The organism is Mesorhizobium sp. BR1-1-13 (assembly GCF_020165515.1).
GTDB lineage: Bacteria > Pseudomonadota > Alphaproteobacteria > Rhizobiales > Rhizobiaceae > Mesorhizobium.
On sequence record NZ_JAIUIH010000001.1, the window covers coordinates 693517 to 708353 of the forward strand.

The following is a 14837-nucleotide window of genomic DNA, read 5'->3' on the forward strand; positions in this document are numbered from 1 at the left end:
CTTAGCAGATTGGCATTCTACCACATTCGTCGACTTGACGCCCTAGATGGATGCCGTAACGGGCCATACAGGCTGCGACAGACGTGAGACTCACGCTCGATGTTGCCCTTGCATTGATCTCAACCAATGTGCAGGCCGTCACTTACCTTCTAATTGGCCCGTCTTCGAGAGATTGGATGCGCAATGCCACTCGGTTTCGATGCAGGCGATAGCCGGACTTGAACACGCCGCGACACCCTGGCTGATTTTGCAGATGCTGCATCCGTCATCAAATTGCTGGCAGGTCGGATTCTCTCGAATCTTCTCGGTAAGTGTGCCTCCGGCTGAAGCCGTTCCCGCGAAAAACATCGAAACGATCATCGCCACCAATGATGCCTGCGTACGTGCGGTCATTAACAGTCCCGGCAAGGATATCGGATCATCACAGTGTCGAATTCTGCCCAAAGCAGACAACCCTAATCCCTTCATGATCCCTGCGTTCCCTGGTCAGCATGCTTGGCCATTTCAGCGATGTGGTCGAACATCCGCTTCAGGTGGTGCTTCATCGCGACCTTAGTTTCCTTCGAGGCCTGTCCGGTGTCGTAGACCGAACCTTCGATCGCTTCCCGGAACTGCTTCGACGTGACACCGCTTGCGAACCCGATGATGGCTGGGGCTGCGAGTAGAACGAAACCCCACGCTAGCGCCCGGACCTTCGCGTCGCTGCTAGAGTTCACGGCGAGATAGATCACCCATCCCGACAGCGCGAAGTTCAAGGCGCTCAGCGTCAGGAGGCGGACGAAATAGTCCGGGCCGTCCAGTCTCTGCCCTGTAACGAAATGCGCACGAAACGACGAAATAATGTAGCCCGGCACTACGAAGACGAAGGCTACGTAGACCGCGTCCAGCGAGAGAAAAATTTCCCATTCGACCCAAGCCCCAAGCGAATCGGGCCATTTTATCTGGAACGAAAAACGGCGGCTACCTAGATGGACACAGTTAATGTGGCAAAACAAGACAGTATGGCGCCTAAGGGGGCGGCAAACCATCCAGCTCGCGGCGCATATGCTCGCCGATCTCGATCACTGTTAACAGATCACAGATCATTTGCGGGTGCAGGTAAACAGGGCGAGCCTGCTCGCGATAGGAGTGCATAATCAGCGGATTGAAGATGCCAAGACGTTGTTGCTGGCCCCGAAGCACTCCGTATCGTTGGTAGTCGTTTTTCGCCTGTGCGATCTCCTGCTCCAGGCGCTCGAATTCAGCACTTTCCTCGGCAGTCAGCTGGCGCGGCGGGATATACAGCGGTACGCGGTGCGCAAGAGCGTGCCGATAGTTTTCGAGATAGGCGAACCAGGCATCGGCGCTCGCAAGATAATCTTGGAAGGGCTGTGACAGCGACGCGCGGACCAGAACGTGGGTGGGCGTAAGGCCTATGGACATTGGCTTCAGGGGAGTGCCGTTTGGCTTCCGGATATCAGCTTCCATGCACCAGATGCGAGCCAGGTTATCGATGGCACCGAAGATGTTAATTACGAAGGTGTGCAAGTGGCTCGTCGCGTCCATGAGCATGTCATGTGTGGGGGCCGTCTCCCATGGAGTCAGAATCTCGAAAGTGCGCTGAGTAGCATGCGTGAGGGTAAGGAGCCGGCGCACCAGGCCGTGACGTACGAGCTCGGATGTTTCCGGCTTTCTGAATTCGCGAGTAAGGAAGGCGATCGTGAGATTATCCTCCCGATCCAACAATTTGGCTAGCTCTTCTAAGAAGTGGTGGATTTGGCTCTCAGGATAGACCATGGACATTGGGCTAGTTTCTGAAACGGGCAAGCATCGCCCTGGGCCCTTTGCGAGATAGGTCAGCCAGATACCATCGGGTCATCATTTCGGACCACGGCCTCGATTGCTTCGCGAGGGATGTCCCTTTTGATCATGATGTCCCAGCCCATAGTCCATCGGTTCCCAGTCGCCTTGACGTTCTAGGTACAGCTCTATCATCGACTGGGGGAGCCTATGCTCAGTGAACCTACACCAACCGTAGGCCGGGAACCGGGCGACTACGACTGCTGGCTCGCCCACCTGCTTCAACGTCGCATCCAACTTGCCGCCCGCGTAACCGGCGATGCGCTCAACCGCCTCGCTACCGAACGACTCAAAGAACACTTCGCAACCTCCATTGTGAAGGAATCGACGTAGCGGTGTCATCCATACTGCCCCCTCCCGACGGACAAAATGAGAGTCAGCCTCGATCATATTTGAAACCGCCGCGTCGACTTGCATGAGTTCGCTTGGTGACATGTGAGCAGCGAGTGCGGCCTTCAGGCGGAGAATGTCGCGCTCAAGGTTAAGCCGCAGCAGTCCACTTTCCTTGATGCTCCTGAAGTCCATCAGTCGCGTCGCATGGAATGCCCGCAAATCACGATTCGCCATCGCTGCTGTGATGAGGGCTTTCGCTTCGTCCCATCGATGCATAGGCGGTGAGGGGGTTCAGCAGCCGATGCATCGTATCGGTGAGAGTATATGCGCGGTCAGCCAAGCGTTCCGTGCGTAGCTCGGTGGCGGTAGCCTCCAAAAACGAGACGATCTCCTCCGGCCAGGTATCGACCTTATCGAGGTCTACCGGCTCCATATGGACTCTGCAAAAGCTGAGGAGGAATGCCGCCTCATGCCTGCCCCTTGTCGGAAGTAGATTGTCCGTTCAGCCGGCCACAATGGTTGCCGATTGCCCCGATCCTCATTTCACACTCCGCGCGAGCGCGGCCGTAAAGCGTCCTCCCATCAATGAGGTTGGCCAGCCAGTATTCGTGAAGATGGCTAAGTTTGCGAGCGCGTCTTTCATCGCGAGCTTCTGGGGGTCCTTGAAGCGCTTGAGTACGGCGCTCGCGAGTGCATCGAGCTTGCCGTCCAGTCCGGCGAAAGCCAGTACCTTAGCCGCCGGATCGAAAATGCTTTCATAATGGCGACGTTGGTCCAACAGCAGCAACTGATTGAGGCTTTCGACCAGCTCGGGCACGCTTTCTTTCCCGGCCTCCTTCAGTCGCACTTCATAAACGAAAAGCAAGTGTTCCCGAAGGCACTGGTTCCTAACCTGAAAAGCTAAGAAGTTGCGCGAAAATCGCGACGTCATGTCATGATGCGTCGTTCTGTGAAGCAGGATTTCAAGACAGTGCCAATCGAAATAGGTCAAGGTCTTTAAGTGATACGAGCCGACATACAGTGCCCTGAGTACATCTTCCAGGCTCGCGGCTCCGTCGAATCCACCGAGGACGCAGTCCACCGCTACGAAGTCGCAGAACAACTCCACTGCCGTATCCGGCTCATCCAGCTGTTTCTGAAACGCCGTGCGCCAGGACCGGCCAGCATCGTTGTCGAAGTGTTCCCGAACTTCGGCTTCGAGAACTTCCAACGCCTTGTCGTGGCAGGCTGCGGAGTCTGCATTTTTAAAGTTAGCAAGGACCGAGGTGATGGTTCCCTTGGCATGATTGTCTCGACGGTGTGCGAGCAGTTCGGACACGTACTCCTTAATAAACCGAATGTAGCTGTGATCGACGTTCAGCAGCTCGTGCCCCAGTTCGTGGAAGATCGCGAACTGTTCGTGGATGACGGTGTAAAGCATACGCTTGGGATCATCGGTGCCACGTGATCTGAGAATCTCGCGCCTACCGGCGTACAAGTTGGCGAAATGGAGGCCGAGCGTTGGACACCCTAGCTCCAAGGCTCGCTCGGCGAAATACTTATGAAAATAGACGATAGCCGCCGTTTCATCTTTCGCTTCAACGAAAATCCGGTTGAGCAAGCTAAGCGTCTGGCCGAGATATTGATCATAAATCAACCAGCTTTCCCCAGGCAATCTGACCCTCTCGGCGCGCCGCGAGGGTGTATACACTACGCGAAATCCGAGTTTCAGTCCGAATCTGTCGGCGAACTTGTCTACCGTCCTTCTCATTCGGGCGTACAACGCCTCGCTGACGCGCTCAGGGCAATTGAGCTTCGTGCGAGCTATGTAGCGATCGATTGGAGCAAATGCTGTCAATCGCCGCGACTCTGTTCAATGATCTTCAGCAAGGTCGCTTCGCTGACACCCTGAATGGTTACGCCGTTGTAGATCAAGCGAACGTGCTTTTTGGATTCGATCTCCGCCCTTATTAATCGGAAGATCTGCCCTACGACGAGGGGCGTGATCGTGAGTAGGACCGTCGTCAAGGTGGCTCCGTCCAAACCGTCCCGTTTGGTGATCAAGGTATTGCCGCTTCCTGCCAACTCAGCCAATGCTGCAGCCAGCTCGGTGCTGTCCGTTTCGATCGCAATTTCGGCTTCCGTCTTCGGATTCATTCGCCCCCCTCAACAGTAAGCATTCGCTCCGCACGGCAATTTGCGTGAAGATCAACGGCGGTTCGGCCGTGTGAGGGCACATCAAACCATTCGAATAGGCCTGTCAAATACCATAGCAGCTAATAGGCGCTCACAGCTCCAATGGGACAGGTCAGTCATGACTAGCCGCGCCTGACCCCGGCAGCCCTGGATAGCTGTTCGACGTTTAACTATCTACACCATCGGCAGATTGTGCCCACCGGCGGCAGCATCTTCCAGCGCCCGCTAAGGCGCTCTCCCGGCCCTTGATGTCGGCGAGGTCAGGCAAGTCGCGCGGCGAGCTACATTCCGGCTTCGGGCCGCGACATGATCGCAGCGCTCGACGCCGAGCGAAGGGGCGAACGAAGCGAAGCTATGAACGATTTCTGTGCGTATCCGTTGTGAGTCATTCAAAATGGTCAAGCCCGTGTCTATCTCTTGTTTTGGGAGATGGCGGTGGCAATCAAAGAAGACCTTCAGACTGAAGTAGCTACAATTTTCGCCGAGAAGTGGGTTCAACGTAACGGCATGGTGGTGCCGGACGAAACGAGCCTTAAACTCGGGAACGACGCTGTCGACATTGAAGCTACCGTTCTTTACGCGGACATTTCCGAGTCAACCCAGCTGGTTGATACCCACAAGGCTTTCTTCGCAGCCGAAGTCTACAAAGCTTTCCTGCGCTGCGCCGCCAAAATCATCCGTGACAACGGCGGCTCGATAACAGCTTACGACGGAGATCGAGTAATGGCTGTTTTCGTCGGCGAGATGAAAAACTCGTCGGCAGCGAGGACGGCGTTGAAAATAAACTGGTGCTGCAAGCAACTTATCCAGCCGGCCCTCAGAAAGCAGTATCCCTCCGAAAGATACGTCCTTCAGCATACCGTCGGGATCGACACCTCGCCTTTGCGGGTGGCTCGTGCGGGCATTCGAGGCGCCAATGACCTGGTATGGATTGGCAGAGCAGCCAATTGGGCAGCAAAGCTGTGTACCCTGTCGCATGATTATCCGTCTGGGATCACTAAAGCGGTCTACGACAGGCTCGAAGACAAGTCGAAAACAGCAACCGACGGCAGGAACATGTGGGAAGAACGCACATGGACGCCCCAGGGCAATGCCTCAATATATCGCTCTAATTTTTGGTGGCCGCTGTGAGTGAGACGCCCCAGATTGGACTCGAAGTGGCTGAACGCCAGCTCGATCGCATCATGAATTTCTTTCCGCGGATTGACTCGAAGGTGTCAGCGCTGTTCGCCATTGTTTCCGGGCAGGTGGCCTTCGCCGCAATCAACATTACCATCGACGACCTAAAATCGTGGTGGATTGCCATCCCGGCAATCGTATTCGTCATCTGCATCGTCTGGTCCATTGGGAACTTGTACCGGTGTACATTTCCGCACCTCACAGGCGGCCATGCGTCCCTTGTTTACTTTAAGGAGATCGCGAAGCTCACGGAAGCAGGCTTTGTAGACCGCTACCTGAGCCTCAATGAGGAGACATTGAGGCGCGATGTGATCGGCCAGATCTGGCGTAACTCCGAGATAGTCGCGCTGAAGTACGACTACCTGAAGCAGGCTACTGTAGCCACGATGGTCGCGCTATTACCGTGGGCGTTGCTCTTGCTCGGCACATCGCTGGTCCATTGGAAGTTGCCCATCGCATCACCGTAAAGGGCTTACGAACTACCGATGGGTACGGCCTACTTGAGCTGGGGAATTATTCCACCCCAATATCCAGATCGTCGGCTTGCCCGACAAGGCGGTGGCTGAAAGCCGCAAATGCTGGGCCTGTCAACGCGATCAAGACGCAGATGCTGCATTGATTTATCGGGGGCCGCAAGCGGTTGGCGCTTGGCGAGCGTCTTTACCGCGATCCGCAATGGCGTCCGCCTCACGGCGGCCGCTAATCGATCCGGGGTCGATTCTCGGTAAGTGTCACCGTCCCGCTATCACTTACTTGAAATACCGACATGCCGAGGTACTTAAGTGCTGACCCTATCCGATCAACGTGGACATTGAACCATCGCGACGATGGAATACCGACGGCAAAACGCTCGCCAGGAATGTCTAGCTGGAATCGCCAACCGGCCGTCATCAAGAACGCTGCTCCAGTCCGTGACCAAGCATCGTTAGAGGTGTCGGCTCCAGAATACGCACGACCTTTGGCCTCGAGCAGCCAACCAGGCGGTGGCCTCAGGTAATTTTTTTGGTCCTGCTTGTCAGTCTGATTGAGCTGATTGGTCAGATTATAGAGCGCTCCGTTGACTGTCGCTGGATCGCAGCCGAGGTAGGCGCAACCCGCTGTAATTACAGCCTGACCCTCTTTTGAGGTCGACTCTTTTACGAGCTTCTGAAAAACATTGAATTTTACCTCGCGTTTGTAAGTAATCCGTTGCGTGACAAAGTCCGGGCCAGCTGCCAAAGCGGATGTCGGAATTGATAATGTTATAGCAAAAAGTAAGATGCCCGCAATCCGCATGGCCCGCTCCTCTTTACTGGCATTTGTCTTTTATCAGAGATTGTTAATATACTCAATCCGTGTCCGACAAGAGTCTAGAGATCGTATAAGAACCCCTCCTCCGGGCCTCGCGAGAGGTACCTGAGGCGTCGAGAGGTCAGACGCGATTGTGGGCGTCTGAAATCCGAGGGTATGGTTGGCGCAGGCATAGATTTCATGCCCGGTCCATTCTTTCATCTTGAAGAGGGTTTCACCGCCTCAATCTCCGCCGCAGTCGCCACACGGAGGACGGCGGCCGACCAGTCCCCCCCCGCGCAGTCGTCCGATCTTGTTCCACTGAGACTGGATCTTGTCGATATCGGAACGATCATTATACGGTGCCGCTCGTATCGTCAGTTTCCGTATTTGCCAAGGTCGATATTGGAAGCCCGTTTCGCTAACCGCTCTTCCTCCAGCCGCTGCTCGATTTGCTTCCAGTTCTCCCGGCAGCGCTCGCAGACGACTTGAAGCTCTTCCATCCAATCACCTAGCTTCACCAGCTTGAGGAGGACGCTTGATACCGAAACCTCTCGCGTCGTCCACTCCCCTCCGATGGAGGTTTGGAGAACAGTCGTGAGAACGGTTTCGTTATCTATGACAAGGGCGAAGTCCGACCAATATTCCTCTCCGTCCCAAGTCGCGCGTTTGTTGACGGCGAGGAGTTCAAAGGTCTTTCCATCGTAAGTGAATCGTTGGACCCGGTCGCCACCGGGTACATCCTTCGGTTTGAAGTTCGGATCCCATTCGACCCCATCCACACCATGTCGATACGCGCCATCTATAAGGAATGTCAGGTTTTTTCCTACGTCATATTTTTCAAGTATGGCTGCCGCTTTCGCTATCTTTTCCTTGTGCTCGTCCATTTCTCCCCCAGCCGTATATCGTTGCTATCCATCCAACCGCGCTTCGCTGGCCTTCTAGTCGCTTATGCGGCCAGCTCATCAGCGATGCTCGCTATTTTAGCGGCCTTGATTTCGTCTGAACCTCCATTGGCTATCATTTCGTCAAGCGTGGCAGGTCTAGTTTCCCACTGAAGGTGTCTACGAGCAAGAATTCACCATGTCCTGTTCAGTTTTCCTGCTGCTGGTTCTACCGATCTTGCCGGGCAACTACCAAACTAGCAATGGCCGCATTGGTCACGAACCGGACAACGTAGCGCATTGGCTGAAATGTCCGAATGAGGATCGAAAGCGGCCTTCCGCCCCAATCAGCGTTTGCTAGATCGCGGCAACATCCGTGGGACGGACACTCCAGCTAAGCTATAAGCAGCCACAGAATGAAGGTCGTAGCTACCGCGCCCGTTGGCCTGCCCTGAAGGGCCGCATCGGGTCGTTTCCCATCGGTCCTCCTGGAGCCGGTAGCTCGATCAGAAGACCATTGCGTCCTCAACGGCGATCCTGAAATATTAGGTGGAGAATTCCGATTCCTTGTGAGCGGTAGATGTCCAACATTCCAGATCTATTCAGGCCAGAAGACTTCAAGCTGTCCGAACCCCCACCGCCAGTTCTCTATAAGTACATGGTAGCGGATCGTGTCGCGGACGTGCTCGACGGTGGCATGGTGCGATTCACGCATCTTCTCGACACGAACGACTCCTTTGAAGTCCGCAAGACATTCAGGCGTTTTGCCGGACCAAAGTTCATAGAGTTGATGAAGGGTGCGGCCCTGGCAGCAATTACACCTGCCTATATCGACCAGCATATCCAACAAAAGTTGGACGAGGCAGGGCTAAATATCCCGGTCGCTCACGTGAGAGAAATGCTGAAAGAGCAAAGCGGGATGTCGATAGAAGAGTTCATGCGATCGCAGATGGGTGGCTTCATCAATATGTTTGCTAGCGGACTTGACTCGATCAAATCACCAGAAGAGTTCTTGACAGAAATGGGCTCAATTCTCCTTTGTTTCTCGCTATCAGAGCGCTACGATATTCCCGCGATGTGGGCTCATTATGGTGGAAATCACACGGGGCTAGTTGTCGCATTCGACACAAACCACCCGTGGTTCAAGGACGACAAGAGCCCTGCGGAGTCGAAGTTACAAAAGATCAAGTATCTGGATGGCCAGAACGACGAGCTCTTTGATGATTTGCAAGCGGCGTTCTCATCAAAAGCAACGGATTGGGCATACGAACGGGAATGGCGCGTAAACTGCGCTATGAAACAGATAGAAAAGACTGTTGATTTAGGTGCCGATACGATCAACTTGCGATCTTTCCCACCTGGGGCTGTCACCACGGTGATCGTGGGAGCCAAGGCGTCGGACGAGACGGTCAATCGCGTTCGTTATGTCCTCAAGAGGAAGTACCCTCATGCAAAGCTTCAGCGAACAACGCCGCAGCGAATGACAGGTACCTTTGTGTTGGAGGATATATAGCATACTGAGTTTCAGTTGCGCCAGCAGCGCAACAGGAGGATTTCGCCCAGAACCTCCCCATGCCGGCGAGGAGCACCCCCAAGTTCTCACTGTCAGGACCAGTACTCGCGCGACTTCAGATCCACCAGACATTGCCGAGCCCTAACGGGCCACAGTGGGTGGTGAATGGAAGTCCACGCCGACGCGCTTCGAGATATTTGAGAATGAGCGATAGAGATTCTGTTTAAGCTCTTCCGGCTCATCGGCGACATAGTCGAAGCGCCCCCTACCTCAAAGAGTACGGTTCGTCGAATATGATGATAAAGCGCCCCCAGTCGTCGGTGCTTTCAACCAACAGTAGATCGTAGCTGGTCAAAAAGTACCTTTAGCTTAGGCAGCTTGAGCAGAGAGCGGTCAATCCAGCTTCTTTCCCGACGGCATCTCGCCGGCCGACAGGTCGACAGCGAAGTCGTAGTGCCCACTTTCGATCTGTCGGCGGGCGTCATCGAAATACCGCTGTGGCGGCGTGATGGACGAGCTCCGAGCCACGTCCATGCGATCCATGAGTTCGGCAAGCGCTTTCTCCGCCTCGTCTACATTGCCTAGCGCAGTGATCCTCGCGAGCCGGCGGAAGCGATCCTGGAGCGCCTTGTACTCCGCCGCTAGCCGCTTGAGCTCGTCAACGTGCGTTTGGATGTCGAGGGCCTCCGCGATCGACGGGATCAACGTCGAGAAGAACGCCATCAAGGCGACACTCCAAGCGGGCACCCATTCCTTGACGTAACTGAAGCCAGCGAGGCCCGTCAGGATGATGGGGAGCAGGATGACGGCCTTGTGCTGAAGCCTGACCAATCGTAGCCACGTGAACAGCATCGTGGAGGTCCACAGGCAGCTTTCCGACTGCCTGAGGGCCTCCTTCACGATCTCTCGACGGCGAGCTTCTACAGTACGTGGATCGGAATTCGAGGTCCGAAGATTTTCTGCCATTCCATGCCTGCCAAGATGTCTAGGTCGTCACGTTCGTAATTGCACGCCGTCTCGGCGATGGCGATGGCTGCGTCGACCTTGGAGGCCCACTTGTCGCCGAGCTGTACGATCTCGCCAGTGCCAGGTATCGCCACCCATCCGTTGACCCTGGACTTAAAGAACTTCAGGCAGTCTCGCACATAATAGTCGTACCAATAATAGTCGTACTTACCGAATGCATAATTGCGGAAGAAATCAGCGACCAAGAGCTCTATGGCGAAGGATTTCAGATCGACGGAGCACTCATGCTTCCATCGCTTGATGATCTTGCAGAGCGGCCGGAAGTTTCCGTTGTAATCCCGGTCAGCATCGTCGATGAGCTTGACCTGCGCAACCGGATCGACCGTCTTCCACGAGCCGCCGTCGTTAGTGTTCGGCATGATGAACTGTCCGTTCCCGGTAGCGAAGACGGGCACGAGCTCCACCATGATGGAGTTGAAGTCGATCTGAACGACCTGACCATCGCCGCGCTTGCGGGTCTGGGGGTAGGGTGTTTCCAGCTTCTCCTTAATTTCCTGAAGGAGGGCTGATTGCCCGTTGAAGGCGTATGCTTGGAACCGCTCCAGTACGCTTTGGTCGAATCGGGCCATGATATCGATGTCGGCCGAGGGGCGCACCTGCGTACCCTTTCCCCACGAACCCACGGTGAAGATCGGCGGGGTTTCAGTCGCCTCACCCCCGTAGGCGCGCACCAGGGCCTGACCGACGCGCTTGGCCTTTCCGAATGCATCGTCGACCTGATCCATCGTCGGGTTCAGGTCGGAATGGAATTGCCTAAAGCGTTGGCGGACAGCGATCCACAATTTGATTCTCCAACTCGTGACCAGCACAGAACAGAAGCGGAGCGCCTGTGATGCACGTCATCCACAACTTTGCAATGCTCCGCCCCTCGACGGAGAGCCGACCCCAACCGGACGCCAAAGTTAGGTGCGCTGCAAGAACAGCGACTCAGGAAGGTTTCCCACTTTTTGCAAGCCTTCCTGCTGGGCATCTTCGTATGCCCGGCAAGCCCGCCAGCCGACGCCGAAATCCGTTGCAATCCTTGAAAATTAATACAGCACAACGTCAGCCTAACCGATCCGCCAGACATTAGTGACACCTAAATACCACAACCGATCGAACCATTCAGTCGGAACCTGTCGGATAACGATTCCAGGTCAAGAACAGCTACAAGTTTTCCAGTTTAGGCATTGTAGTCGACCCAACGAAACTGAGGGAGCTCGAACGCAAGTTTGCGTCCTCTTGAGGTCGCGCAATTACATGGTAACCTGGCCTTGCATGGGCTGGAGGCAAGGGTTGAGTAAATCTACTAGGGGTGCCGTTCGGCTAAAAAGAGCTATCGCTTGGAGCATACTTCTCGCTTTCGCCCTTGGTCTTGTGGTGCATTTGGCCATCAAAGACACTGCCCCAGTTGTCAGTGGCTTGAATAGCGCTGCCGGATGGTGGTCAGCCGTCATCCACGCATTCGTCGCCAACATTTGGGACGAGAAGACATTTAAGGACCTGGAGGGGTATCTACTCGGTAGGCTCCTACCGATTACCGTAGCATTTACGTTTCTGCCTATCTTCTTCGGCTCTATGCTCTTGGAGATTAAAGGTAAGGCGGTATGTGAATGGCTACCGCCGATTCCACCGCTAATTCTCGATGGGGTTCTGGAGGACAAGCAAGCAGACGCTCTGCGCGCGATTTCCGCGAGCACTCCGTTTCTCGGCCGTGCTCAGGAGCTTGGGCGCCTTTTTTCATTTACAAGGGCCAAAGAGTTGCGATCTGGCTACCTTGTGTTGACTGGAGCGGAAGGCATCGGCAAAACCCGGCTTGCTCTAGAATGGGGTAAACAGCTTGCCAACGAAGGTTGGGACGCGGGCATCCTAGAGCCATCTGTCCGGCCATTGGATCTAAAAGGAGAGTATTTTAGGCGTAAGACAGCCATTATTATCGATGATGCCAGTTCCCGCACAGAACTTTGGTCGCTCGTTCATGAGTGCATATCCCGTCGAAGCCAGACGATCATCGTTTTGCTCGTGGATCAATTCGTTCCAGCGATACCATTGAGCATTGACGACAAAGTGTCCGCAGAACTCGTGGCGCGGTCTCTGGGACATTTGAGTCTTCAGAGCGTCTCTGATGCCGACCTCAAGCAGATAGTGCCCGGTGTTGATGAGCAGATATTGCGGCAAGCGAGCGGGCGACCGCTGTTCGTGATGCTCGGGAACGAGCCGAAGCGTGAACTGAAAAGACGAGCAAGTCGGAGGCTTGATCTTGCATCTACGGACCTAGAGCGGCAGATCGTTCTCATGGCAGCAATGGTTGGCCCCGTGCGATTGAAGGACCTGGATGCCATGGGACTTTCAGGCCTTCGTTCTATTCAAGGTCTGCAGCGCCTCTTCGAAGGTATGGATGTGAGTTTCCTTCATCATTCCGTGCCGGCGATCGACCCGGCTCCGCTTGGTGACGAGATTGTTTACCAAGCGCTATCCACAATGCCATTGCACGATGTAGACCGGATTATTAAGTTTGCTGCACGCTTGGACGGGTGGATGTTCCAGAAACGACTAGGGTCTCTGTACCGGCAATCCGAGCAGTTGAAGCTTTCAGAGCGTCTTGCCTTCATCGCAAATGCCCAAGAGTGCCTCGATCAGAACGCACCACACATACGGGCGGAAGTTCTCGCCGAAGTCAAAGACGCGCTAGCGCTAGCGTGTGAAAATGGAGAGATCGACCATGTCGTTCGTCCGGACTTCGACGCGAGGAAGGTGCTCGAACGAGTGCGGGCCATTGCTGCTGCCAGGCCATTCGACCGGGAACTTACGCGCCTCGTCTGCAACTTTTATTGCAATATTGTTAAATATTATCGAGAAGCAGACGATTTTGAAGGAGTGTTCGCAGAACTCTACAATGAGGTAGTACGCGCGAGCGACGCTGGCGGCAGTGACGATAGGCTCGTGCTGGGATCGACGCTTGCCATAATGCTGTCCTTCTTGATCGATGCCGGATCAAAGCAACTGGCCTATGAATTGTATCCGTCTTTCGAGCGTATAGTTATTCATCGTCTAAACGACGAGGACGTTGTCGTACCGTTTGCCGTCGTCATAGCGCATCTGATGTTGATGGCCGTAGCGGTGGAAGACGAAGATCTAATCAACCGCTTGCTAAAATGCATCAGCCCGCTGATGGAATATAAGTTTCACCGGTTCCTTCTAATAGCAGCCCCAAATTTGATCGACGCTGTTAACACGGCAGCCAATATGTTCGCAGGGAAGGCCCAGCCTCACAACATTGTCGCGTGGATCCCTCGCTTGGACAGCATTTACAGCAGGATACAAGCAGCCGACACCAAGATCCGCTGGGTAGTCCGCTACGGCATTGTGCTCCATGTGATGCACGCTTACGCGAGGTCTGGCGATATGCATGCATTGCACGAGTGGCGGAGGCGTTTGATGGAGCGAACCCTCGACGAGACAGACGAGGAGTTGGCCTGGACCGTGAAAGCTGAGGTGGCCATTGCGTACGTACGCGACTGCCGAGACATCGGTCAACTGAACGAGGGGGAGAGATGGGCGCGGCTCGCTACCGCCAACCTGGACGACATCGAATTTGATGGAAATCTCTCGGCGAGACTTGCTCAATTCCGGCTGATTGCGTTGGTCATGGAGCAGCACGTTTACAAGGAGAGCGAAGATTTTGATGCGTTCTTCGTTTGGGCTGGCTTGTGGTGGAAGCTGTACTCAAGACTCCCACGCGCGCACGTCGCTGCAACCCATCCAGTGGCTAACGCCTGCGAGTATGCCTGCCGAGTTTCCAGCGCAGCTAATCTGAGGGATGACACCATCATGTGGTTCAGTCGTCTGCTTGACGCAAGTTTGGATCTAGGGATTGAGGGTCAGCTTGAGCCCAACGAATTCGTCGCCGTTGCATTCCACAACGTCATTTCGGCGCTAGCCCGTTTCGGCCTTAACGACCTAGTTAGAACATGCAGGATCAGAATCGGATTCCTGGCCCGTCGCTATCCGCAAAGTGCGACAATCAACACGGCCGCCAATATGGCTGCGGTCCACGATTTCACTATTGGTCAAATGGTCGGCTCCGCGTGAAGACGAGCATGGATTTTCGGCCTGGCGAGCGGAGTGAAATTCCACTCTAGGAGCCGGCTAGAATCTGGTTGCTTCCCACTTTCGAAAGCCTCCGCTGCGCCTGCTCGTATGCCGGTCAGGACACCAGTCCATGCCGGAATCCTAGTGTCTCCTGAAAATTAATGTGGCACAATGTCAGTAAGATAAGTTCGCCAGATATTAGATATCTCTAAGCAACCGCAGTGGGTAGTTCTTTCAAAGACGAATCGGGTATGACGGCTATGAAGACGAAGCGATGGTTAGGCCAACGTTTTACCTTCACGTAGACCCACTACCACGATAAGCTATCGCTGCACTAGAAAGCCGTCGCAATCCTAAGGGGTTTGGAACGAATAGTATCCGGGGTTTGGCGTGTGGGTGCCGACGCCTACCATCCAATCGCTCGCCGGAGCGATGGCATCGTCTCCGCACCACTCCCTGCCGTTAACGTAGTTGTACCCCCTATAGTGCAGTACGACCTGGGCCCGCCATCGATAACGCGATTGTCGCAACAGTTGGTTGAATGATTT

15 protein-coding genes are annotated in these 14837 nt (G+C 54.7%); 4 read left to right on the forward strand and 11 right to left on the reverse strand.

What is annotated here, in order from left to right:
• Positions 1-138: 138 nt before the first annotated feature.
• The 7 genes from LB533_RS03455 to LB533_RS03485 all read right to left on the reverse strand — a co-directional run bounded on the left by LB533_RS03455 (position 139) and on the right by LB533_RS03485 (position 4308).
• Positions 139-393, reverse strand: a complete 255-nt coding sequence (locus LB533_RS03455; RefSeq protein WP_224676667.1) for a hypothetical protein — start codon at positions 391-393, stop codon at positions 139-141.
• A gap of 71 nt (positions 394-464) precedes the next feature.
• Positions 465-995, reverse strand: coding sequence for a DUF6338 family protein (locus LB533_RS03460; protein WP_224676668.1), 531 nt, complete (start codon positions 993-995; stop codon positions 465-467).
• A gap of 13 nt (positions 996-1008) precedes the next feature.
• Positions 1009-1782, reverse strand: coding sequence for a hypothetical protein (locus tag LB533_RS03465; RefSeq protein WP_224676669.1), 774 nt, complete (start codon positions 1780-1782; stop codon positions 1009-1011).
• Between the two features lie 75 nt (positions 1783-1857).
• Entirely contained in the window at positions 1858-2364 is a 507-nt protein-coding gene (locus LB533_RS03470; RefSeq protein WP_224676670.1) for a hypothetical protein, read from the reverse strand.
• 28 nt (positions 2365-2392) lie between these two features.
• Positions 2393-2605 carry a hypothetical protein gene (locus tag LB533_RS03475; protein WP_224676671.1) on the reverse strand — a complete coding sequence of 71 codons (213 nt, stop codon included), beginning with the start codon at positions 2603-2605 and terminating at the stop codon, positions 2393-2395.
• Between the two features lie 105 nt (positions 2606-2710).
• Positions 2711-3808 carry a hypothetical protein gene (locus LB533_RS03480; RefSeq protein ID WP_224676672.1) on the reverse strand — a complete coding sequence of 366 codons (1098 nt, stop codon included), beginning with the start codon at positions 3806-3808 and terminating at the stop codon, positions 2711-2713.
• Positions 3809-4005: 197 nt separating this feature from the next.
• Positions 4006-4308, reverse strand: coding sequence for a hypothetical protein (locus LB533_RS03485; protein WP_224676673.1), 303 nt, complete (start codon positions 4306-4308; stop codon positions 4006-4008).
• Positions 4309-4782: 474 nt separating this feature from the next.
• On the opposite strand from LB533_RS03485, the gene LB533_RS03490 reads away from it, so the two are divergent.
• Together LB533_RS03490 and LB533_RS03495 are read left to right on the forward strand one after the other, a co-directional pair.
• Positions 4783-5478, forward strand: a complete 696-nt coding sequence (locus LB533_RS03490) for an adenylate/guanylate cyclase domain-containing protein (RefSeq protein ID WP_224676674.1) — start codon at positions 4783-4785, stop codon at positions 5476-5478.
• Positions 5479-5504: 26 nt separating this feature from the next.
• Positions 5505-5993: a Pycsar system effector family protein gene (locus tag LB533_RS03495; RefSeq protein WP_224676675.1), complete on the forward strand. Its 489-nt coding sequence runs from the start codon at positions 5505-5507 to the stop codon at positions 5991-5993.
• 232 nt (positions 5994-6225) lie between these two features.
• On the opposite strand, the gene LB533_RS03500 is transcribed toward LB533_RS03495, so the two are convergent.
• Together LB533_RS03500 and LB533_RS03505 are read right to left on the reverse strand one after the other, a co-directional pair.
• The gene (locus LB533_RS03500; RefSeq protein ID WP_224676676.1) at positions 6226-6801 is read right to left on the reverse strand and encodes a hypothetical protein; all 576 of its coding nucleotides are present in this window, start codon (positions 6799-6801) and stop codon (positions 6226-6228) included.
• Positions 6802-7172: 371 nt separating this feature from the next.
• A complete protein-coding gene (locus LB533_RS03505; RefSeq protein WP_224676677.1) occupies positions 7173-7682 on the reverse strand; it encodes a hypothetical protein in 510 nt (169 codons plus the stop codon).
• A gap of 577 nt (positions 7683-8259) precedes the next feature.
• On the opposite strand from LB533_RS03505, the gene LB533_RS03510 reads away from it, so the two are divergent.
• A complete protein-coding gene (locus LB533_RS03510; RefSeq protein WP_224676678.1) occupies positions 8260-9192 on the forward strand; it encodes a DUF2971 domain-containing protein in 933 nt (310 codons plus the stop codon).
• A 393-nt stretch (positions 9193-9585) separates the two neighbouring features.
• Here LB533_RS03510 and LB533_RS03515 read toward each other — a convergent pair whose 3' ends face one another.
• Entirely contained in the window at positions 9586-10092 is a 507-nt protein-coding gene (locus tag LB533_RS03515; RefSeq protein ID WP_224676679.1) for a hypothetical protein, read from the reverse strand.
• A gap of 20 nt (positions 10093-10112) precedes the next feature.
• Positions 10113-11000 (reverse strand): SMODS domain-containing nucleotidyltransferase, encoded by an 888-nt coding sequence (locus tag LB533_RS03520; protein WP_224676680.1) that lies wholly within the window; start codon positions 10998-11000, stop codon positions 10113-10115.
• Positions 11001-11583: 583 nt separating this feature from the next.
• On the opposite strand from LB533_RS03520, the gene LB533_RS03525 reads away from it, so the two are divergent.
• Positions 11584-14289, forward strand: a complete 2706-nt coding sequence (locus LB533_RS03525) for an ATP-binding protein (RefSeq protein WP_224676681.1) — start codon at positions 11584-11586, stop codon at positions 14287-14289.
• Positions 14290-14837 lie beyond the last annotated feature (548 nt).